At 35.9% G+C, this 22,083-nt stretch carries 25 protein-coding genes and 3 pseudogenes; 22 read left to right on the forward strand and 6 right to left on the reverse strand.

The features are described from left to right. Positions 1-658 precede the first annotated feature (658 nt). Positions 659-835 (reverse strand): hypothetical protein, encoded by a 177-nt coding sequence (locus tag CN326_RS24800; RefSeq protein ID WP_176524753.1) that lies wholly within the window; start codon positions 833-835, stop codon positions 659-661. Between the two features lie 450 nt (positions 836-1,285). Continuing rightward, positions 1,286-1,483: a hypothetical protein gene (locus CN326_RS22240; RefSeq protein ID WP_098311146.1), complete on the reverse strand. Its 198-nt coding sequence runs from the start codon at positions 1,481-1,483 to the stop codon at positions 1,286-1,288. 368 nt (positions 1,484-1,851) lie between these two features. Here CN326_RS22240 and CN326_RS22245 point away from each other — a divergent pair, with 368 nt between their 5' ends. Together CN326_RS22245 and CN326_RS22250 are read left to right on the forward strand one after the other, a co-directional pair. Continuing rightward, complete coding sequence (locus tag CN326_RS22245) at positions 1,852-2,472, forward strand: recombinase family protein (RefSeq protein WP_098311147.1); 621 nt, start codon at positions 1,852-1,854, stop codon at positions 2,470-2,472. A 99-nt stretch (positions 2,473-2,571) separates the two neighbouring features. Next, the gene (locus CN326_RS22250; protein ID WP_141525106.1) at positions 2,572-3,231 is read left to right on the forward strand and encodes a protein kinase family protein; all 660 of its coding nucleotides are present in this window, start codon (positions 2,572-2,574) and stop codon (positions 3,229-3,231) included. 96 nt (positions 3,232-3,327) lie between these two features. Here the strand turns inward: CN326_RS22250 and CN326_RS22255 are convergent. After that, a pseudogene (locus CN326_RS22255) lies at positions 3,328-3,717 on the reverse strand (DUF6262 family protein); the annotation flags it as partial. A gap of 306 nt (positions 3,718-4,023) precedes the next feature. Between CN326_RS22255 and CN326_RS22260 the strand changes: the two are divergent. From CN326_RS22260 to CN326_RS22270, 3 genes and pseudogenes are all read left to right on the forward strand, one after another. Continuing rightward, on the forward strand, positions 4,024-4,581 hold the full coding sequence (locus tag CN326_RS22260; protein ID WP_098311149.1) for a DUF7018 domain-containing (lipo)protein: 558 nt from the start codon (positions 4,024-4,026) through the stop codon (positions 4,579-4,581). Between the two features lie 137 nt (positions 4,582-4,718). Beyond that, positions 4,719-4,877, forward strand: a pseudogene (locus tag CN326_RS22265) (IS4 family transposase); the annotation flags it as partial. Between the two features lie 61 nt (positions 4,878-4,938). After that, a complete protein-coding gene (locus tag CN326_RS22270) occupies positions 4,939-5,625 on the forward strand; it encodes an IS6 family transposase (RefSeq protein WP_098311150.1) in 687 nt (228 codons plus the stop codon). 60 nt (positions 5,626-5,685) lie between these two features. On the opposite strand, the gene CN326_RS22275 is transcribed toward CN326_RS22270, so the two are convergent. Further along, positions 5,686-6,297, reverse strand: a complete 612-nt coding sequence (locus CN326_RS22275) for a TetR/AcrR family transcriptional regulator (RefSeq protein WP_098311151.1) — start codon at positions 6,295-6,297, stop codon at positions 5,686-5,688. Positions 6,298-6,423: 126 nt separating this feature from the next. On the opposite strand from CN326_RS22275, the gene CN326_RS22280 reads away from it, so the two are divergent. From CN326_RS22280 to CN326_RS22295, 4 genes are all read left to right on the forward strand, one after another. Continuing rightward, entirely contained in the window at positions 6,424-7,053 is a 630-nt protein-coding gene (locus tag CN326_RS22280) for a hypothetical protein (protein ID WP_098311152.1), read from the forward strand. 901 nt (positions 7,054-7,954) lie between these two features. Further along, positions 7,955-8,374 (forward strand): DUF2690 domain-containing protein, encoded by a 420-nt coding sequence (locus tag CN326_RS22285; RefSeq protein WP_098311168.1) that lies wholly within the window; start codon positions 7,955-7,957, stop codon positions 8,372-8,374. Positions 8,375-9,265: 891 nt separating this feature from the next. Continuing rightward, complete coding sequence (pdxR, locus tag CN326_RS22290) at positions 9,266-10,714, forward strand: MocR-like pyridoxine biosynthesis transcription factor PdxR (protein WP_098311153.1); 1,449 nt, start codon at positions 9,266-9,268, stop codon at positions 10,712-10,714. A gap of 5 nt (positions 10,715-10,719) precedes the next feature. Continuing rightward, positions 10,720-11,634, forward strand: coding sequence for a D-alanine--D-alanine ligase (locus CN326_RS22295; protein WP_098311154.1), 915 nt, complete (start codon positions 10,720-10,722; stop codon positions 11,632-11,634). Between the two features lie 458 nt (positions 11,635-12,092). Here the strand turns inward: CN326_RS22295 and CN326_RS22300 are convergent, their stop codons facing one another. Then, entirely contained in the window at positions 12,093-12,338 is a 246-nt protein-coding gene (locus tag CN326_RS22300; protein WP_098311155.1) for a DNA alkylation repair protein, read from the reverse strand. Positions 12,339-12,459: 121 nt separating this feature from the next. On the opposite strand from CN326_RS22300, the gene CN326_RS22305 reads away from it, so the two are divergent. From CN326_RS22305 to CN326_RS22320, 4 genes are all read left to right on the forward strand, one after another. Beyond that, a complete protein-coding gene (locus CN326_RS22305; protein WP_098311156.1) occupies positions 12,460-12,843 on the forward strand; it encodes a VOC family protein in 384 nt (127 codons plus the stop codon). 14 nt (positions 12,844-12,857) lie between these two features. Continuing rightward, positions 12,858-13,421: a GNAT family N-acetyltransferase gene (locus CN326_RS22310; RefSeq protein WP_098311157.1), complete on the forward strand. Its 564-nt coding sequence runs from the start codon at positions 12,858-12,860 to the stop codon at positions 13,419-13,421. Between the two features lie 178 nt (positions 13,422-13,599). Further along, positions 13,600-14,094, forward strand: coding sequence for a GNAT family N-acetyltransferase (locus CN326_RS22315; protein ID WP_098311158.1), 495 nt, complete (start codon positions 13,600-13,602; stop codon positions 14,092-14,094). 453 nt (positions 14,095-14,547) lie between these two features. Beyond that, on the forward strand, positions 14,548-15,255 hold the full coding sequence (locus CN326_RS22320) for a DNA alkylation repair protein (protein WP_098311159.1): 708 nt from the start codon (positions 14,548-14,550) through the stop codon (positions 15,253-15,255). A 410-nt stretch (positions 15,256-15,665) separates the two neighbouring features. Here the strand turns inward: CN326_RS22320 and CN326_RS22325 are convergent, their stop codons facing one another. After that, positions 15,666-15,956 (reverse strand): LysE family translocator, encoded by a 291-nt coding sequence (locus CN326_RS22325; RefSeq protein WP_483295660.1) that lies wholly within the window; start codon positions 15,954-15,956, stop codon positions 15,666-15,668. A gap of 512 nt (positions 15,957-16,468) precedes the next feature. Between CN326_RS22325 and CN326_RS22330 the strand changes: the two genes are divergently transcribed. The 9 genes and pseudogenes from CN326_RS22330 to CN326_RS22370 all read left to right on the forward strand — a co-directional run. Next, positions 16,469-16,789, forward strand: a complete 321-nt coding sequence (locus CN326_RS22330) for a PadR family transcriptional regulator (protein ID WP_017151750.1) — start codon at positions 16,469-16,471, stop codon at positions 16,787-16,789. A 71-nt stretch (positions 16,790-16,860) separates the two neighbouring features. Next, on the forward strand, positions 16,861-17,202 hold the full coding sequence (locus CN326_RS22335) for a DUF1048 domain-containing protein (RefSeq protein WP_098311161.1): 342 nt from the start codon (positions 16,861-16,863) through the stop codon (positions 17,200-17,202). Between the two features lie 171 nt (positions 17,203-17,373). Further along, complete coding sequence (locus CN326_RS22340) at positions 17,374-18,135, forward strand: ABC transporter ATP-binding protein (protein WP_098311162.1); 762 nt, start codon at positions 17,374-17,376, stop codon at positions 18,133-18,135. Next, positions 18,136-18,885 carry an ABC transporter permease gene (locus CN326_RS22345; protein ID WP_098311163.1) on the forward strand — a complete coding sequence of 250 codons (750 nt, stop codon included), beginning with the start codon at positions 18,136-18,138 and terminating at the stop codon, positions 18,883-18,885. Positions 18,886-19,601: 716 nt separating this feature from the next. Next, a complete protein-coding gene (locus tag CN326_RS22355) occupies positions 19,602-20,456 on the forward strand; it encodes an ABC transporter ATP-binding protein (RefSeq protein ID WP_098311165.1) in 855 nt (284 codons plus the stop codon). After that, complete coding sequence (locus CN326_RS22360) at positions 20,449-21,105, forward strand: ABC-2 transporter permease (RefSeq protein ID WP_098311166.1); 657 nt, start codon at positions 20,449-20,451, stop codon at positions 21,103-21,105. Before CN326_RS22355 ends, CN326_RS22360 begins: the two co-directional genes overlap by 8 nt. Further along, entirely contained in the window at positions 21,102-21,473 is a 372-nt protein-coding gene (locus tag CN326_RS22365) for a GntR family transcriptional regulator (protein WP_098311167.1), read from the forward strand. The genes CN326_RS22360 and CN326_RS22365 overlap by 4 nt, the downstream gene beginning before the upstream one ends. Positions 21,474-21,720: 247 nt before the next feature. Continuing rightward, positions 21,721-21,888: a helix-turn-helix domain-containing protein gene (locus CN326_RS25285; RefSeq protein WP_255258189.1), complete on the forward strand. Its 168-nt coding sequence runs from the start codon at positions 21,721-21,723 to the stop codon at positions 21,886-21,888. Then, a pseudogene (locus CN326_RS22370) lies at positions 21,836-22,083 on the forward strand (RNA-guided endonuclease TnpB family protein); the annotation flags it as partial. The gene CN326_RS25285 and the pseudogene CN326_RS22370, both read left to right, overlap by 53 nt.

Raw genomic sequence — 22,083 nt, forward strand, 5'->3', positions numbered from 1 at the left:
TTCACATAAGTTAAACTGTCTGTAAAATACAATGTTGTGTATCATATTCATGTGAGATTTACATAACATATCATTATACGCAGTAAACGCAGAACTTAATTCTATAATCAACAAGGATTAGATCTTTTTCTTTTTTTAAAGCTTTATGCAAGAATATATACATTCTTGTTTTATTATATATGTTTTCTCAGAATTGTTCTTATTTACCATATAAAAATTACATAGCTACTATTGAGTCTAATACTTTATTTTAATAAAAACTTTTTTAATGATATGAAACCTCATCATCAGTCTACATTTTAATAATCATTAAATTAGAAGGATAAGAGACGAGAAACATGTTTAAATCAACTAGGTTTAGTCTAATACATTTTTTTAATGAAACATTTACTACCCAAACATAACAGCAAACACTGATAACTAAACATTCAACAACCAATTCAAGTTATCTTGTTATTCCTATTGAACTAATGCATGCGTTAGTTCAATAAGATATTTGTTGTCAATGTGTTAAAAATGCTTACCAACTTCCAAAAGAATAAGGATCGCAAAATTGCAATATTAACCTTATATTTAGGTAGTGCTTAAATTATTTTGATGATTTCTCGCCCGCACCTGTCTATTCGTCAACTTCGAGTAAGAGGCTCATGGTAATCGTTTATAAAGTCATGCACCAGCATAACGGATCACTTCCACCACAATGGGGGCAACAACCTCCTGTATAAGTAATTCTAATTTGATCTGAATGAAGTACATAATAATCAGTAATTGGTTCAACGCCAGGGATCTCTATCCCACCTGGAATCGCCGGCAATATAACCTCCCGCACTATCATGTCCGACCACTTACCGCTCCAGGAACAAATACTGCACTTTAATATCTCTTCCGAAAAGTTCGGAGCATTTTGGATGACAATAATACATTCTCTACTATAGGTATTACAATTAGGACAATCGTGTACTTTCACGAATATCCACCTCTCATCAAATTTAAAACTTTTCATATACCTTCTTTTTATTATTCTTTTTTACAGTCAATTAGTCCTTTTTGGGGTCCCGCCCCATCGCTATCAACCTAAAGAATAAAAAATCCCCCACATCCATCAACTTAAGAAATAAATTGTTCCCCAAAACGAAAAAAATGAGCCGAACTCTCATAAATAGCTGTAAAAAGGTGAAATTTTCGTTATGGGGGTATTATGAGACTTTAACTTGATGGGCATGGGGTCTTGCCAACAAAACGCGAATTTCGTACGCTAAGGAATTTCTAAGTTAAAAAATTTATTTTACATATTCCAGGGGTTAATATTTATATCACTGTTATATTTATATTCAATTTTTTCTTTTCCACACTTTTCACACTTATAAAAACTAGCTGTCCCCATCTGTCCTGTTTTAAAATTTTCACTATCTTGAGTTTTAATAAAGTTATATTTGTGTATACATCTAGGTTCTCTTTCCTTATTTATCCATTTTCCTAACATAAAGTAATCACTCTCCTTTAAAGAATATTCCTCGTGCATTTCTACATTTAGAATATCCTACAAAATATTCCCAATCAATGAACATGTTATGCCTTAGCGTACAAAATCCGCGAAATGTTGGTGCCACCCCTTTTACAGGAGGGCTTTTGTGCCATGTTTACATTTTTTTACATCTGTATGGCGCTTTTTGGACTTATCTCGGACTTACCCCACCCCCTTGCATTGTCTATAAAAGTATACCTTTACAGATACATAGAAAACTATAAAAAACCACGTCTGTAAATATCGATTTCTCACTTTACAGACATCTGTTTATTTTATATACCTTTACAGACATAATTGGTATAATTACCAATGAGGTATAGCATATGAAGCATAAAAAATTTGGATATGTCCGAGTTTCGAGTAAAGATCAAAACGAAGAACGACAAATTCAGAATATGAAAGATTTAGGAATAGAAGATCGAGATATTTTCATTGATAAAGAATCTGGAAAAAATATGGAGCGAGAGAACTACCAAATGTTAAAACGTCTCGTTCGTACAGGGGATACCATTGTGTTTGATTCCTTAACAAGACTTGGAAGAAATATGAATGATACATTAGAAGAATTTAGATACTATGAAAAGCATAAAGTGAATTTACAATTTATAAAGGAACCGTATATTAAAGTCAATTACACTGGTGAAAGTACAAATGACGTCATTCAGAGCGCAATTCAAAAAGCAACACTTACAATATTATCAGCCTTTGCAGAAAAAGAGCGAATCGATATTAAACAACGTCAAGCTGAAGGAATTGCTCTTGCCAGAAAACAAGGTAAACATTTAGGACGTCCTCCTGTCGAAATAACAGAAAAATTTATTGAAGCTTATAAGGAATGGAAATCCGGTTCAATTACAGCAGTAGGAGCTATGAAAAAGTATGACATCAAACGATCTTCATTTTATAAACTTGCCAAACAGTATGAGGAAAGAATGAAAGAATAGAGAGACAAAATTTTAATTTGTTAAGATAGTAATTGAGGTAGCACCAACATTCGTTAAAATGTGGGTGGGACCCCTTTTAGCAAAACCGGAGTGGAAATGATGAGTATAAATAGTTTTGTGGGATTGATAAAGGACGAATTATTAAAAGAGGTAAGCATAAGAAGTGAGGATGAATTCGAGCCTGTAGTAGTTAAAGATATTCCTAGACTTTGGAAGTGTTTAGGGACAGGTAATTATGCCGCAGTATTTATGCACAAAGAATACAAAGATTGGGTAGTGAAAGTTTACGCGCGAGAAGGAGAAGGAATTGAAAAAGAGTCAGAAGTATACCGAAGAATCGGAAAACATCCTTCTTATTCGAAGCTTATATATAAAGGAGAAAATTTCATAGTATTGAAACGTTTAAAAGAAATTACCTTATACGATGCTATTCATAAGGGGATTAAAATTCCTAAGCAGGTAATCCTTGATATCAATGAAGCTTTAGAGTATGCAAGGGAACAAGGATTAACTCCTTGTGATGTTCACGGGAAAAATGTGATGATGGAAAACGGAAGAGGATATGTAGTCGATGTATCTGATTTCTTAAAAACAAAAGAAGATAGTAAGTGGAGAGACCTAGAAAAGGCATATTTTACATTTTATTTGCCTTTCATTTATAAATTGCCTTTCCCTGTTAAAATACCGTATTTCATGTTAAACATTGTTAGACGTTCATATAGAAAATATAAGAAGCTTAAAAAGAAATTCAAATTGTAAAAGGACCACATACTTATCTTTAGGTTAGATAAGTGAACCACTAGTAAACAAAAGGACCGTACATTTTAGATATGTCTAATATGTACGGTCCTAATTTTATAACTTCATGCAGTAATCAGTAAGCTTTTCATTTTCTTTTTCACGCAATTGCTTATTTTCTTCTTCAAGCTCTTTATTCTTTTTCTCTAACTTTTCAATTCTTCTTTTAAGAGAAGCGATGACGGCATTTTGATTGTTCTCGTCCCGTTTAATCCTAGAGTCCACAAATGCTTTTTCTTGTTGATTTCGCAAGAAATTGATGCGTTCTTTGAGCTCTGTATGGTTATACAGTGTGGCTTTACTCACTCCGGCTTCTTCTGCCACACTATTGAAGTTAATTGCTTTAGAGCTCTTGGTTAGACGTTTTATAGCTTCCTCAACCTTAGCTATAGTTGTCTGTTTCCTTTTTTCGTGTAGCTGCCTTAGTTGCTCTTCACGGTCGAAATTTGCTTAGCGTATGTTTTCGTTAAAATGTGGGTGGGACCCCATGCCCATCAACTTAACAGAACGAATTGCCGCAAAAAGATAAAAATGAATTTCGGTGCTATAAAAACCACAAAATTTTCGTTTTGGTGGTACTTTAAAATCTTAGCTTGATAGCAATGTGGCGGTACCCCTAATACATGTTTTCATATTATTAAAACACTCAAAATTTCTCTTAAGGATGGAAAATTTGTATATCATATTTATGTAATTTATGTTATGGTTTCATATGTTAATTATTTACAATTATTTTCAAAAGGGGTATGAGGTATGAAGGCGAAGAAACTAATATGTTTAGCATTTCCACTTATGTTAGTAGCAGGGGTAGGGTGTTCTAAAGACAATACAGAAGAAAAGAAGACTGAAACTGTTAGCAAAACAAAAATGAAAGTAGTTCTATCAGAAAAACAGTATCCCTATTATATTTGTGAACAGATGGTAGAGTTTCAATTCAAGAAGGATGAATTCGTAGCCAACGTATTGCAGGCTTCTAAGGATAAGGATAAAGTAAAAGACGTATTAAAATCAGTAGACGAGATAGAGGAAATATTAGATGCTATTGAAAACATAGAAGTCCCTAGTAAGTATAAAGACAAACAAAAGGTTATGTTAGAAGGGGTATCAGAAGCAAGAAAAGGGTTAGAGTCAATAAAAGACAGTAGTAAAAAGGATAAAACGAATATACAAGAATCCGTAACAAAAACAGTCGGAAACTTATCGACAGCAGATATAGAACTTTGGGAACCGATAGTTAAGGAAATATCTAAGGAAAACCCAGATGCTTACGAGAAAGCACTTGATAATAAAATGGAACAACATAAAAAGTAATATACAACCACACAAAGCATAAGGGGTAATAGGTCTCACCATACATGCCCATCAGCTTAAGAGATTTTAATACCCTCAAATACCAAAAAACGTTATCCTTTCTAAATAAACTAAATTAGAAAGGATGACGTTTTCTTATGCATTTTTCGATTCAAGATGAATTACAATCATTTGCGGAAGAATTACAACGATATGTTACACCTGTATTCTTAGAAGAACTTGCAAGAGAAATTGGATTTATAAAGAGAAAACGTAAGCTTTCTGGCTCAGACTTAGCTACTATATGTATTTGGGTTCTGTTGCAAAGTTTTCTAAATGAAGCTACACTCTTGAAAAAAGGAACGAGGAGAATCACAAATGCGATATTTTAAAGGGAAACAGTTCGAACGAGATATTATTTTGGTAGCCGTCGGCTACTATTGCCGTTTTGCTTTAAGCTATCGTGATGTCTCTGAAATTCTGAAAGAACGTGGTGTTTCGGTTCATCCCACAACCATTATGCGTTGGGTTCATGAATATGGGAGCTTGATTTATCAAATTTGGAAGAAGAAAACGAAAAACACCCACTTGTCTTGGAAACTAGATGAAACCTATATAAAAATCAAAGGGAAATGGTGTTATTTATATCGTGCGATTGATATAGAAGGGCACACATTGGATATTCAACTTCGTAAAAAGCGAGATCATCAGGCCGCTTATGCTTTTATGAAAAGACTAGTGAAAATGTTTGGAGAACCAACGGTTCTCACTACAGATAAGGCGCCCGCATTACTTTGTGCGTTTAAGAAATTACGGGAAAAAGGCTTCTGTAAACACACTACTCATTGTACAATTAAATACCTGAACAATCTTATAGAACAGGATCATCGACAGGTGAAGCGTTGTTTTGCCAAATCCACAGGATTTCAAAGTATTCGTTATGCTTCACGTACAATAAAAGGAATCGAAACCGTTCATGCCCTATACAAACAAAGGCGAAGTCTTCAAACAGACTCCGCCTTTTCGGTATATCATGAATTACAGCAATTACTAGTAGTCTCATAATATTTCCTCATATATTCATGCCTCTGTTTATCTCTTGAGAAACTTTGCAACAGAACCCTCTTATTCATCTTTTTTATTCGGTTCTTGGATTTGAAGGAGTTCAACAAAAACATTTAGCATGTCCTGTATTGGAATTCGATTGTCTACAAAATGTTGCAAATTAAATCCATTAAAAATAGCCATGCCTGCTGTTGCTAAAGTTCTGGCATCTAATGGACTTCCGATTATACCTTCGTCTTTCATTCTCTGAAAAAAATGTGTAAGGAATGATCTCCATTCTTCCATCTGGAGAATAAGCCTTTCTTTTATTAGAGGTAATTGATTAGATATCATACATCCTTGGAGAAGCATGGGAGAAGATCCTTTTTCATAAGCTTCATTTACCAAACGCATAGAGTATTCTTTAAATTTATTTAGCATATCACACTCTTTTTGATTAAGAATTTCCTTTAAATCTTCAAAATAAAAATCAATTCCTTCTTTTATTAGTTTCAACAAAAATTCCTCTTTATTGGAAAAATGAACATAGAAAGCACCTTTAGAGTAACCCGCATGTTTTACAATCTGATCAACGCTTGTCCTAGAATAGCCTTGTTTAGAAAACAATTCAATTCCTGATTGCATTAATTTGTTGATGGTGTTTTCTGATTGTTTCTGATGATAAATTCCCATAGAAACCTCCTTTTTAATAAACTGAATATTTTATTAATTTTAACACATTCTTCATCATATAATAAATTGTTTAATACTGACTAGTTGGTATTAAAAAAAATTAACACTTATAAAGGAGATGGTTGAATGACGTTATCTCAAGGAATTATAAAAAAATGGTTGTTACCGTTTATTTTATGTTTTTCAATGGTTTTTGCATTTTTTCCGCAATCTAAAGCGGAGGCTGCTACGACACCAACCTCAGTTTCAAAACAAACGCCTTCAACACAGAATATGGTCCAATTAAAAGACTTGCCCGTTATGATTGATGGTGTTAAGTATACACAAGACGATCCGCATGTAAAGAACGTAACCCAGTTTGTTTTCGATGACTCAGCAAAGGCAAATGGAGTAGTCTATGGGTTTACAAGTCAAGATCACTTAAATGCTCATTTGCAGAAAGCTGTTGCTGAACGTAAAAAGGCCATTAAGAGCGATACAATTACAACTCAAGTCGTTTACTATAATTCGTATTTTTATGAGCATTCTTACTATCGAGGAAATTCCTTCGGAACTTCTAGTAATATTAGCCGGGTGGGCTCATATTGGAATGATAGAATCTCTTCATTAAAGGCAGGTTACAATCATAACTGGACGGTTATGTGTTGGGATATTAACTACAGTGGATCAAGATTTTGGGTGCAATCCGGTATCAATGTCAGCTATGTTGGGGCAACTTGGAACGATAAAGCGTCTTCCATCTTCTTCACTAATTAAACTGAAGGACTAACCGCAGGAAGTATGACGGACCTGAGGAAACTTCTACGAAAATCGTGAGAGACTTTCTCAGGTCCAAATATTTTACTTTAAGGTCATTGAAACGGTTGTTGGATCGAGAATCAAACAACATAAGAGATTGTTTTTTTATATTGAAATTAAGTTATTTTAAGGACCATAAACCTTCGTTTTTGGTGATTTTAAATGGTACTTTTATTTTCCTTTTCGTATAGCGATTCCGTATATCCAAAAGCCAAACCAAAAACAAATTACCAAAACAGCAATACTTAAACGTTTTGGGTTAAGTTTATTTACAATATTTGTCTTAATGTATGTTTAGCGCGTTTGGCTGGTACTACCCCAATAATAAAAAAAGGCCTAATACCAGCGTAGCTGCATTTAGGGGCAAAGTAGCCTGTTTTGTAACATAAACGTTCATTTTTGTTACATGAAGTATTTAAAAACAGTGAATTCTATAACCCTTATATTCGCTGTAACAAAATACTGTATCAAAAATAATTTGTAACATTATTCATTTAGTACCTTTTTGTTACTGAAAAACATGTGTATATTAAGCTTTTTTTCTACTTTACCTCTGGTTACAGCAACGCTGGCACTGGGCCTTCATATGAATCAAGACTTGTACTTCTAGCAGTAATCGCATCTCTTGCACATCCTGTAGCCCCTGTTGCAATGCTTCTACAATGCAACGAGGTAATCCGTTAGTAAATCGCGTTTACGCTTCGGAAAACAGCATATTCTTTTTAAAGTAATTTTTAAACATTTTTTACAATATTTAGGTTAATTAGACAAGATAATCATGGTACCATAATCAGCAAGAATGAAGGCAATTCAAGACATATTTTAAAGGAGTACAACAGTCATGAAAAAAAAATTAATTATGTTTTGCTTAGCGGCAGTTTTAAGTCTGTCAACAATGCTATTTAATGTTGAATCTGCCATGGCAGCGACATTCCGGTATGACGGAACTGATCCTTATTCCACAGGATGTGCAAGAAGTGCTGTAACTGTCGATTCTCTTAACTTAAACGGGGCTACTCTTGAACTTCGTTACAGTACCTCATGTCGTACTATTTGGACTCGTATTACTCAGCCTGTTCCACGTGATTATGATTGGGGAGGAAGTGAGGCTAAAATCGTTCGTAACTATGATGGAAAAAGCTATCGTTGCACAGTCCAAATGTGGAAAAACTCTTGCAACACCTTACAGGTTAACGATGCTAATATGACTTCGTATGCATGGGGTATGTATGACAAACCTTTGGGTCCTGTTGTTACTGGACGAACAGGATCATATTAAACTTTAAAAATTATCATCAAAAAAGGTCGATTCTCAAGGAATTGGCCTTGTTTATTTAAACCGCTTCTATCTTCAATTTAGGTGTGTAATCACGGGGATTCTGTCCTTTTTAGCCACCACAAATCCCTTTTGCCTATCCTATTAAGTCCATTTACATAATTATTTTGTAATAATATTTAGTTCAAACCCCTTGTAATACATTTAAAATCATTTAGAGTTTGACTATTTTATTGCTTACTTTGCCACTCATCGCAGCAACACTGGAACTGGGCCTAATAGATTCATTTACTTCCGCTAACGATAATTATATAAATGAGCTGTCCATATGGGCAGCTTCTCTTCAGATTGTAAGAGATTGTACTTAAAGTAAACAGGCTTTAGTTGAAGAGTAGAGCACAAAAATGATCAAACTTTTTTATAAAAACTAAACATAAATCTGTAAGAGAAGAATCCATTTTGATCAATCTTTTTTCAAAATGGATTCTTTTATTTATCCTAAAATGCTGGTTTATGAGGTATTTTTGAACAAACTTTATTTTAAAGCAACAATTATTTCAATCAAATTTTATTTCAAAGCTACATTAAGACTTAAAAAATACTAATTTCCTGTAAGTGTTTTAAAAGATATAAAACAACTGTTTACGGTATAAAAATAGTACTATTACTAAGAGGGATTTTTTACTTCTCCTTAGGATAGCACTACACTACATTAAAAAAGCTTAATTATTATTGGATAAGAGGGTGAAGTGAATTTAAATTTGCAACATTCTTCATCACAAAGTTGTATGAATGGTGCCTAAAACCATACCGCTGGTTAAAGAAAATACATATGTTGTGGACCTTTTAGGATAGATATAGTTATGCAAAAATGATAGCAAGGGGGTCAAGGGAGTGTTTAATGATTTTAAACTTGTGGATGATCGTCCGTTTTATATTCAATTAAAGGATTATTTGAAAAAAATGATTATGAAAGGACATCTGCTGGAACACCAGAAGCTTCCATCTACCCGAGAACTTAGTAAATTATTATCGGTCAGCAGAAATACTGTTCTCACTGCTTACGCAGATTTAGAACAAGAAGGTTTAATCTATGCAATAAAGGGAAAAGGAAATTTTATAGGAAAAGTTAAAACATCCAAAACTCCATCCATCGAACTAAACTGGAAAGAAAAAGTCAATGAAGTTACCTTGTTAGCTGATGAATTGGATTTAATGAAGCACGGTGTTCGCTGGGAAAAAGGCATGATTTCATTCAATAGTATTGCCCCAGACGAAAAGCTTTTTGATGTTGAAAATTTTAAAAGAGCTTTTCTGAATCGAATGTCTATTGAAGGGGATATCGTTTTGAACTACGGATATGCAAAAGGTTATAAACCTCTCATTGATTACCTTCTTCACTATATGGAAATGAAAGGGGTAGATATTTCCAATAAGGATATTTTGATTACGAATGGTTTCACCGAAGGGCTGGATATTTTATTGTCTTCTTTAGCGAAAAAATCCGGTCGTATTATATGTGAAAATCCGACCCACCATGCTGCCTTAAAACTGTTTCGATTACATGGACTTGATGTGCATGGGATTGAAATGAAGGATGATGGTATTGATATTGATCAAGTTGAGAAAAGTTTATCCGAAATGGATTTTGATTTCGCATATCTAATCCCGTCTTATCATAATCCGACTGGAATTGTCACATCCTCAGAAAAAAGGACTGAAATCATGAACCTTTTTTCGAAATATGGGATCCCTATCGTGGAGGATGGATTTAATGAGGAATTGCGTTATTCGGGTTCTCATCTAGCACCCCTATTAACATTCGCCGGGTCCGGCAACAATGTTATCTATATCAGCAGCTTTTCAAAAATTCTTTTTCCAGGATTACGTGTTGGTTGGATTTTAGCAGATAAAGAATTAATTCATTGCTTGGAAAGTGTGAAAAGGGCAAGAACGATTCATACATCTACACTGGATCAGGCAGTGCTTTATCAATATTTGCATGATGGTTATTTCGAAAAATATTTAAAAAAGGCCAAGTCAGTTTATAAGAAAAAATATGAACTAGCTGTTCATGCTTGTCATCAATACATTCCTTTTCAAAGAATGACTGGAGATGGGGGACTCCATCTTTTTATAGAGTTAGAAAAAGGAATGAATTCGCGTACACTTTTGAAAAAATGCTATCAAGAGGGAGTCGTTTTTTCTCCTGGGGACGTCTTTTACACGGATGGAAGAGGAAGTAATACGTTTCGATTAGGATTCTCTCGATTAAAAGAAGCGGATATTCTTAAGGGAATTAAGATAATTGGAGATACACTGAAAAATGAAAGTGGGAGTTGAAAAAAGTGAGAGTTGGCGTAATTATGGGAGGCGTGTCCTCCGAAAAACAAGTATCCCTTATGACTGGGGAAGAAATGATTGCACATTTGGATAAAAGTAAGTACGAAATTGTGCCTATTCAACTAAATGACAAAAAAGAGCTTATTGAAAAGGTAAGGAATATTGATATTGCCTTGTTAGCGCTTCACGGAGAATATGGGGAGGACGGTACGATTCAAGGTACATTAGAAACTCTTGGCGTTCCCTATACCGGAAGTGTCATGTTATCAAGCGGTATTTGTATGGATAAAAATATGTCGAAAAAATTGATTCGTTATGAAGGAATTCAAACCCCGGATTGGATTCATCTTTCGAATATGGAAGAACTTCAGCTTGATGAAATCGAAAAAATGGGGTATCCGTTAGTGGTAAAACCTAATTCGGGTGGTTCCAGTGTAGGGGTAAAGATCGTATACGATAAGGATTCTTTACTATCCTCGCTTGAGGATGTATTGAAATGGGATTCTGAAATCGTAATTGAAAAATATATAAAGGGCGAAGAAATTACATGTTCCATTTTGGATGGAAAACTTTTACCGATTATTTCAATTCAACATACGGCCGAGTTCTTTGACTATCATGCGAAATATGATGATGCGGCTACGATTGAAGAGATTGTAGAACTTCCGGTCACAACGCAAAAGCGTGTCGCTGAGGCTGCAATGGCGTGCTATAGAGCATTAAAATGCAGTGTTTATGCTAGGGTTGATATGATTATAAAAGATGGAATCCCATATGTGATGGAAGTGAATACATTGCCGGGGATGACAAAAAATAGCTTACTGCCAAAAAGTGCTCATGCGGTGGGAATCACCTATAGTAAGCTATTGGATATGATTATTGAAACATCCTTACGGGTTAGGAAAAACGAAGGCTTTTAATAGAAACATAATTAACTGTAGTGTTAAAACTTATTGTTGATTCAGGAGCTTTAGACCTAGTGGGAGCATAACTGTTCTAGTCTTTCTGGTATTTTAATAGTATTGGAAAATATGATTTTGGACAAAGAACACTATGTCGTATACAACGCATGATAGCTGTATGATCAATAAATAGCCAAATAGCGCGTGTTTTTCCAGCAATTGCAGCTAGGAGTTTTAATCAAACTTTTTTATAAATAATACATCATAGTGTGATGTGAGGAATTCATTTTGACCAATCTTTTTTTCAAAATGGATTCCTTTTTGTTTATTGTAAAAGCCTCGTTCAATTAGTATGTTTGATCAAACTTTGTTCCAGAGTATTAGGGGGTTACTGCCCACGAATAGCGGGATAAAGCGAACTTCTTCGAAAATGAAAAAAGTTGCTTATTTTACAAGCAACTTTTTCGTTTTAAAAACTAAAAAGATTGATTTTGCGCTGGTTTAATAAATTGTTCCGGGTTTTCGATTAATCCGCACGCAGCGCATTGTACGCGATATGTAGGACCTTGGTAGGCCATATGAAATGCACTCATATTTTCATTTGTATATTCTTCCTCGATTTGACCAGTTTGTGGATTTAATTTTACTGGTTTTGCTGTTTGCTCAATGATATTAAATCTTGTTCGGTTTGTTTTACAATTTGGACAAAGCATTGGTTCCATATCAACACACCTCCATTGTTAGCATTTGTTGATATGGCGGAGTTTATTCATAAGGAAAAACTCTATAAAGGATTTCTGCATTTTTTGTCAAAATAGTAAGAATGTAAGGGAGGAGAAGAATGTGAAACTTCAAATGAAATACATCATTTTATATGCACAGCAATATGAGGAATGCATTCGTTTTTATCGTGATATATTACAGCTACCGATAAAGAGTGAGCACGGTACATATGTTGAATTTGATACAGGTTCTACAATTTTGGCAATCAATAGTAGAAATGATGTTCAAGAGTTAACTGGTTTATCAATTCCGAAGACGTTATCGGAATCATCTACATTTGAGATTGGATTTGTTGTCGATGATGTTACAGAAACAATACATAACTTAAAAGAACACGGAGTAAAGGTGTTAGTAGAGCCGGTTACAAAACCATGGGGACAAACAGTTTCCTACGTTTCTGATCCGGATGGGAATTATATTGAAATTTGCAGTTCATTAGACTAAAGGAGCGGGAGAGAATGAGAAAGTTTCCTATTTTAGAAACAGATCGTTTGCAATTAAGGGAATTAACATTAGTAGATGCAGATGCGATGTTTCGTTATTTTGTTAAAGAACCTGTTATTCGTTATTTTGGAATGGATGCATTTCAAAATATAGAAGAAGTAAAAAACGTCATTCGGAATTTTAGAGAAAGATATGAAGAGGGATCTGCATTTCGTTGGGGGATCGTATTAAAAGGAACAGATCAATTAATTGGCTCGTGCGGATTTCATTTAATTAATCACAAGCATAAACGTGCTGAAATCGGATATGAATTAGATGAAACATATTGGGGAAAGGGATATGCGACAGAAGCATTACAAGCTATTCTTACATATGGGTTTGAAACACTTTACTTTAAGCGGATTTCAGCTGTTGTATACCCGGAAAATGAATCATCTCGTAAATTATTACAAAAAGCAGGCTTTACGGAAGAAGGGTTGCTTCGAAAATATATGATTCAAAATGATGTCGCGCACGATGCGATTATGTATTCGTTGCTGCAGGAAGAATGGGCAACATTACTTCAAAAAGTACGTTAATTACATGAATATGAATAAAGACAATATAAGACCTAAACCTTTAGTTTTAGGTCTTACAAAATATATCTTTTTATCAAAATTTTTTACAAATTATCAATCTTTATTATAGATGATCAGACTTTTTTATAAATTATCGAACTTTATTTTAAATCTACAACTATATTGGACGGTGTTATATATGAACGATAACCTTACCTTGAAAGAATATTCTTCTGATTATCAATCTCAAATTTTAGATTTAATTCTCTCCATCCAACAAGATGAATATAATATTCCTATTTCAAAAGAAGACCAACCTGATTTAGTTAGTATAGAAAGTGTTTACCAATCCGGAAGCGGTAACTTTTGGATCGCACTTTATCAAGGGAAAGTTGTAGGTACTATCGCTCTTTTAGATATTGGCAATCATCAAGTAGCATTAAGAAAAATGTTTGTAAAAAAGAACTTTAGAGGAAAGACATTTCAAACGGCCAGTCTTTTATTACATAATGCAATTGCATGGGCGAAAACAAAAGAAGTGAAAGAAATATATTTAGGAACGACATTGAAATTTGTAGCAGCCCATAGGTTTTATGAAAAACATCGTTTCGAAAATATAGAACTTAACAAGTTACCTACCAATTTCCCTATCATGCAAGTGGACAAAAAATTTTATAAATACATTGTTTCCTAACTCAAAGACAATATAGAGTATTTCTTTGTTCAATAATCGGGCCAGATTGTGAAGGAATGTACTTAAAGTAACGGGCAGGTTAGTTTAACAAGGAATTAAAAAACATTGAGATGGTATCCCAATGTTTTTTAATTTGTTTAATGTTGTTTATCTAATGCTAGCTTTAGTCCAAATCCAATTAGGATAAGACCTGTTGTCTTATCTTAATGTAAAGTGACAAAAAAGTTGTTTAATTTACAATAAAGTCGTTTAAAAAATAATAAAGTTGTTTTAAAAAATGCGAGTCATTCTATTCAACAATCGGGCCGAATTGTTGAGGAATTATAGACAGTAGACATCCTACTTGAATAAGATTAATGGTAAAATTGAGAAGTATGGAAGACTTGATAAAGAATATAAACTAGTTGGTTACAATTAAAAGGGTCTTAATATTAAGGAAGGAAGTGCAAAACTATGGATTTCGAAACAGTTATGCAGGAGCTTGAAGCCCTCGGTAAGGAACGAACTAAAAAAATGTACATATCCAATGGTGCGCACGAGCCGCTTTTTGGCGTAGCTACAGGTGCTATGAAACCAATCGCAAAGAAAATAAAAATAAATCAACGTTTAGCTGAAGAGCTTTATTCCACAGGTAACTACGATGCAATGTACTTTGCAGGCATTATTGCAAACCCAAAAGCTATGAGTGAGTCGGATTTTGATCGTTGGATGGATGGGGCGTATTTTTATATGCTGTCTGATTTTGTGGTGGCAGTAACTTTATCAGAGTCAGATTTTGCACAAGACGTTGCTGATAAATGGATTGCAAGCGGTGACGAGCTGAGAATGTCAGCGGGCTGGAGTTGCTACTGTTGGCTTTTAGGGAATCGCCTAGACAATGAATTTTCCGAAAGCAAGATTTCCAATATGCTTGAAATTGTGAAAAATACGATTCATGATTCGCCAGAACGAACGAAATCCGCTATGAATAATTTTCTATACACCGTGGGGATTTCATATTTGCCGCTACATGAAAAGGCAGTCGAGACCGCAAAGGAAGTAGGTACAGTAGAAGTAAAACGGGACAAGAAAAAAAGCAGTTTCCTAAATGCTTACGAAAGTATTCATAAAGAAATTGATAGAGAGAGGCTTGGTTTCAAACGTAAATATGTAAGATGTTAAAAATTAGCTTAGTATTGGGGTGTTGATCGAAGACGGATTGACACTCTTTTTGTTGAAGTTACTGAACTAACGGGCAGAAGGGTGAAGGAGAATTTAGCTCATAACTTTATAAATACCATTGACTTGGAGTTCACTCCAGCTGTTATGATTTCGAAAGAAATTAGCTGAAAAATTAGGATTCGGAAATCCTGTAAAATATTCAATCTTTGTATAAATACATCTATTCCTTTATTCCAGAAAAGGGCGCTTTTTTTGAATAAAACTTAGATTTTTAAACGACTTTATTGTTATATTTTTTAGTGTAGTGAAGTATCTTGCATCAAAAATTAAACAACTATATTTTTAACCCCGTCCTAAACTTAGAACGGGGTTATGCTTGTTTGAGCTTTTAAAATTAAAAAACTTTATTGTCATTTTACACCTAATTGGACTTGGACTTGCGGAAACATAAGCCATTCACGCAAATAGTTAATGAAAAAGACGTAAACAAAAAACCAAGTGATAGATAGCACTGTATAAATAACACCCATTATAATAAGTTGTTGTGTTGCCGCTACTCCTGTTTTTATAAATGGGCGTAAAAATGTTAAGAAGAACATTGCAACCTTGGGATTGAGTACATTTGAGAAGAGTCCTTGTTTAAAAGCTGACTTTTTCATTTCAGAATTATTTTGATTTTCAACACTGGTAACTTTCTGGATATGTGGAAAAAGAAGTAAAAGGGGTGGTAGATATTATACCTGACTAATATGTGTCACTCCTTATTCTTTATGAATCTTTACGATTTAGGTCATGATAAATTTTAAGCGCAACACCAAATAATCATTTAGACAGGCTTTTTAATTTGGTTCTAATTGCCCTTATATATATTTAACAATTTAGTTCGTTTAATTATAACTTTTAAAAAAATATTTCACACATTAACTACTTCGTAATACTATATAGTAGTACGAAGTGATGCCATTGTGAAAGAAGTATAGGAGAAAGTAAAGCTCCATAAAGAAAATCAGCTGTATCCAATGGGGATAGCTGGTTTTAAAAATATTTAGAAAATCCAGTTGACACTCCAGCTACTCGGTGATACAATGTACTTGTAATAAGTAATACTGAATAGATTATTTTCTCGAAAGTTATTCAGTAAAAATGCCCCTTAGTACTCTGTAATACTGAATATAAGTCAGACAGAATAGAGGAGGTAGAGGAGGATCTGAACATGGAAAATTTAACTGAAATGCTGAAGGGTTCGCTGGAAGGTTGTGTGCTGGAAATCATCAGCCGCCATGAAACCTATGGCTACGAGATTACCCGCCACCTGAACGAGCTTGGGTTTACCGAAGTCGTGGAAGGGACGGTCTATACCATCCTCGTGCGATTAGAAAAGAAAAAACTTGTGAATATAGAAAAGAAACCGTCAGATATGGGGCCACCCCGCAAGTTTTACTCACTTAATGAGGCTGGCCGCCAGGAACTTGAATTGTTTTGGAAAAAATGGGATTTTGTATCATCAAAAATAAACGTCTTAAAGTCAATCTAGCTTCATAAGATATTCTGTCTGATATTTTTGGAGTGTCTTATTCAGCTTTATAAAAAAGGAGGAAAAATAGCATGATGGAAATGTTCAAAAAAATGATTGGTGATAAAAAAGAGTACAAAATGATGATGGCACGGGTTGGAGCCCTGCCAGAGGACTACCAGTTTGTATTTAAGAAAATTCAAAACTACATGTGGAATTTCTCAGCGGGCAACGGGATGGATATGCTACACATACAGTATGAATTAATCGATTTGTTCGAAGCCGGTGCGGCGGAAGGTAGACAAGTGCTGGAAATCACTGGGGACGACGTGGCGTCCTTTGCTGACGAACTAGTGGCAAACGCTAAAACCTATGTCTCCAAGTATCGTGAAGATTTGAATCAGAGTATCATGAAGCGATTGAGAAAAGAATAAATTTAATAAATAATACCGACTGATTAGCTGGTTACAAATGTGAAGTGCTGCCATCGCTATTCAGTTATATTTTTAACCCGGTACTAAGTAATACAGATTATCAGTCAGACTAAATAGAAGAGTATAGGCAATCTAGCTCCGCAAAGCGCTTTTTATAAGGAGGAAAAAAGTATGAGTAATGCAGCGATTTCTGTAAAAGGGTTAAAAAAATCTTTTAAAGACAAGGAAGTCTTAAAGGGGGTGGATTTTGAGGTACGGCGTGGCGAAATTTTTGCACTGCTGGGCTCAAATGGAGCGGGCAAGACGACGACGGTCAACATCCTCTCGACGCTGATGAAGCCTGATGGCGGCGAAATAGGTATTTGCGGCTTTGACGTCCAGCGTCAACCGGATCATGTTCGCCAAAGCATCAGCCTGACAGGGCAGTTCGCAGCTTTAGACGGCATGCTCACTGGGCGGGAAAACCTGATGATGATCGCCAAGCTGCGTGGAGTTTCCAATCCCGCTCAAGTCGCCGACAATCTGCTTGCAAGATTCAGCATGACCGATGCGGCCAACCGCCGGGCAGACCAGTATTCCGGCGGGATGAAGCGCCGGCTTGACATCGCCATGAGCCTGATCGGGACGCCAGCAGTCATTTTTCTCGACGAACCGACGACAGGGCTTGACCCCGAAGCACGGATTGAAGTCTGGGATACCGTCAAGGAGCTTGCCGGCGGCGGCACAACCATCTTGCTGACAACCCAGTACCTGGAAGAAGCCGAACAACTGGCAGACCGTATCGCCATCCTGCATGGCGGAAAAATCATCACGACCGGTACGCTTACTGAACTCAAAGAGATGTTCCCGCCAGCGAAAGTGGAGTACATCGAGAAGCAACCGACATTAGAGGAAATTTTCCTCGCGATCATCGGCAAAAAGGAGGAGATGTAAATGAAAAGCAAAACAGGGGTACTACTAGGGCGTTTAATGCGCAACATCATGCGCAGCCCGGATACGATTATCACAGTGGCGATTACACCGATTATGATGATGTTGCTGTTTGTTTACGTATTTGGCGGCGCCATAGAGACAGGCACGGACAACTACGTCAATTATTTATTGCCGGGAATCTTGCTGATGGCTATCGCATCCGGCGTCGCTTACACTTCCGTGCGGCTGTTTACGGATGTAAAGAGCGGGCTGATGGCGCGTTTCATTACCATGCCCATCAAGCGCTCGTCGGTATTGTGGGCTCACGTATTGACCTCGCTTGTTTCCAATGCGCTTACTATCGTGGTGGTTATCATCGTCGCGCTCTTGATGGGTTTCCGTTCCAGCGCTGATATCCTAGATTGGCTCGCGGTAGCTGGAATACTCGGGCTGTTTACGCTGGCGCTGACATGGCTGGCGGTCATTCCCGGATTGACAGCGAGATCTATGGAAGGGGCGACAGCCTACTCGTACCCGCTGATTTTCCTGCCGTTTATTAGTTCGGCCTTTGTCCCCACCGAAACCATGCCTAAAATTGTCCGTGCGTTCGCTGAGAACCAGCCCGTGACTTCAATCGTGAATGCGATTCGTGCCCTCTTGTATGAAGGGTCTGTTGGCAACGGTATCTGGATCGCACTTGCTTGGTGCGTCGGCATCATGATCATCGCTTACTTCTTCGCCAGTAAAGCATTTAAACGCCAGTTAGGGTAAGTACACCATCGGTTCGGTGTCTCGTGGCAACTAAATCTTCCGAAATAAAATATATGTTTGGAAAAGCACGGGAAAATTTTCCGTGCTTTAATTATTTGTCATGTTCTCAAGGTAACTATTGTCGATATAACATCTTCATGTTATTCCACAATCGCGCCCGATTGTGGAATAAGAAAGAACATTACATATTAGTCATATAAAATATGTAATGTCCTTAAATTTATTTGTTTTTTTATTTAGGTCTTGATAAAACTTTTTTTCAAAATGGATTCTTCTCATTTACCGTAAAATACGGGTTTGTGAGGTGTTTTTGAACAACCTTTATTCCAAAGCAACACTCTACATATATTACTCGTTATAGTCGTACTTAGGGTTAACTTCAATTTTACCCTTGTACTTAATAACTTCGAATATATCTTCCATTTCAGCTTTCTTAAATGTTTTATTACCTACATATATTTCTTCTAGTTTTCCGTCTATCATGACCCTAAGAGCGTTTTTCCTAAAGATTATATACTCTTTATATATGTTTTTGTTTATCATAACTGCTTGCTTATGTTCACCATTCTTTAGTAAGTTTCTATCTATTAATCCTTGACCTACTATTGTGATGCATGAAAAATGGGTGCATATTGGAGAATTTGATAGTCAACTTAATAAGTACTCCGGCATATATTGTGCATATACGGTATACACAATTAATAAGGAGGTTCTGTATGCTGGCATTAGACATTAGAAATTTAAATAAGAAATATCAAAATTTCGAGTTAAAGGATGTATCGTTTCAACTGGAAAAGGGTTATATTATGGGCTTTATCGGTGCCAATGGCGCAGGAAAAACAACCACCATTAAATCGATATTGAACATGATTCATCTTGATAGCGGCGAGGTACGTATTTTAGGCAAGAACATTGCCGAACACGAGATTGAATTGAAACAGGAAATCGGATACGCATTTAGCGGCATTGACTTTTATACTCGAAGCAAAATGAAGACGTTGACCAATGTAATTAAGAAGTTCTACACGAATTGGGATGATGAAACCTATTACAACTATTTACGAAGATTTAAATTGGATGAAAACAAAAAAATCGTTGAATTGTCGACGGGGATGAAGGTAAAGTACAGTTTGGCCCTTGCCTTATCCCATGGGGCGAAGCTTCTCATCCTAGACGAACCGACAAGCGGACTCGATCCAGCCGCAAGAGATGATCTGTTGGATATTTTTCAAGAGCTCGTGATAGATGGCGAGATCAGCATTATTTTCTCTACTCATATTACATCCGACTTGGAGAAATGCGCGGATTTTATTACCTTTATCGAAAACGGTCAAATTATCAACAGTTCTGAGAAAGATGAATTTATTGCCTCATATCGCCTACTAAATGGTAACGGAAACCAGCTAAATCAGGTGAAAGAAAAGTTGATTTCCTACAAAATAAATTCATTTGGCTTTACGGGATTGATTCACTCCAAAGACTTCAAGCCCTCCTCCGATATTAAAGCAACCACGCCGAGTCTCGAAGAAATCATGATTTACTTCTCAAGAAAGGAGGATATGTATGTATAACTTAGTGATGAAGGATTTAAAATTAGGCCTAAATCCCATGTTTTTTGTATTACCTGTTTTGACAGGTGCATTAATGCTTGTTCCCGGTTGGTTATATTTTATTGTCATTCTGTATTTTTGCTGGATAACGATACCGATTATGTTTGCAGGATATAGAATTCAGAACGATTTAATATTTACCACTATGATGCCTGTAATCAGAAAAGACATGGTGAAGGCAAGGGTGTTCGTTATTGTCATTCTGGAATTATTGCATATTGTTAGTGCAATTATCTTTGGAATGTTTAATATTCGCTTATATCCGAATCAAATTTACTATTTCTTCGCACCGCACATGGGTTTCTGGGGACTATGTTTTGTCATGCTCGCAATCTTCAACATCATCTTTATTTCCATGTATTACAAGACAGCGTATAAATATGGTGAAGCAACCTTCGCATCCGTTACAGCCGCCATGGTTTTTGCCGGAGTTGCACAATGGCTCGGAATCCAGAATTCTTTTGTGTCTGACATTTTCAATGGTAGCGGTGCTGACAATATGGCGCTTCAAATATCCATCCTGATCGCAGGAATCGTGATATTTATTTCATTCACCATGATTGCTTATCGAATTGCGTATAAGCGATTCCTACAAGTGGAGATACAATGAACATAGCAATTTCGAACACATCGGAAAAGCCAATTTATCAGCAGCTTTTCGAACAAATCAGCGCCCAAATTTTGAAAGGCGAATTAGAAAGCGGCTATTGTTTACCACCAATTCGACAAGCAGCCAAGGAACTTCGTATTAGTATCATCACTGTAAAGAAAGCTTGGGAAGAACTCGAACGATGCGGTTTGATAAATACAATAACGGGTAAAGGGTGCTTTGTAGCCGAATTCTCATCCGATGAGATACTGCGAATACGCAACGAAATGGTCATAAAGCAAATGGTTAGCGACATTTCATACTACAAATCCTTTGGTCTTACAATAGAAGAAGTTATTGAGCTTTTGAAGAAGGCTTATACAGTTTAACATACTTCCAAAAGAATTCCCCTTCCTCAAGGAATGAGAAGGGTGAAGCCCAATGAGTAGGGAGGGGATGAATTTTGGTTGGTGTAAGCCAAAGGAATGAAAAAGGAATTTTCTCAAATGAGACAGAAGTTATAGAAAGAATACTTTTGATCTCAAAGTTATTGTTTGCTGACTGTAGGCGGTGCACCATTAGAAATGCTAAAGCAATACCGAAACAAAAGGACAAAACGAATGGGGGGTGATGACAATGTTGTTGAATCAAAAATATGAAATCTTTCCAACAGAAGCGCAAAAAGAAGTGTTAGACCGTTGGCTACAATATTGTCGTCAAACTTACAATTCTGCCTTGCTAGANNAAAGAAATGCCTTCTCAGCCGCTACAAGAAGTTTTTGCACGTCTGAAAAAAGCATTTGATAATTTCTTTCGTAAAGATGCAAAATATCCAAAACAGAAAAAGTATAAAGATTACACGAGTATGACATTTCCGCAATTTGGATTCAAACGAAATGGAAAGAATCGCTATGCCATGTCTTTTTCTGATAACGGTAAATTATACAATACAAAGCTGGGAGAAATAGATATCCTACTCCACAGACCACTCGAAGGAAC

This window comes from Bacillus sp. AFS018417 (assembly GCF_002560985.1).
GTDB classification, from domain to species: Bacteria; Bacillota; Bacilli; order Bacillales; family Bacillaceae_G; genus Bacillus_A; species Bacillus_A rhizoplanae.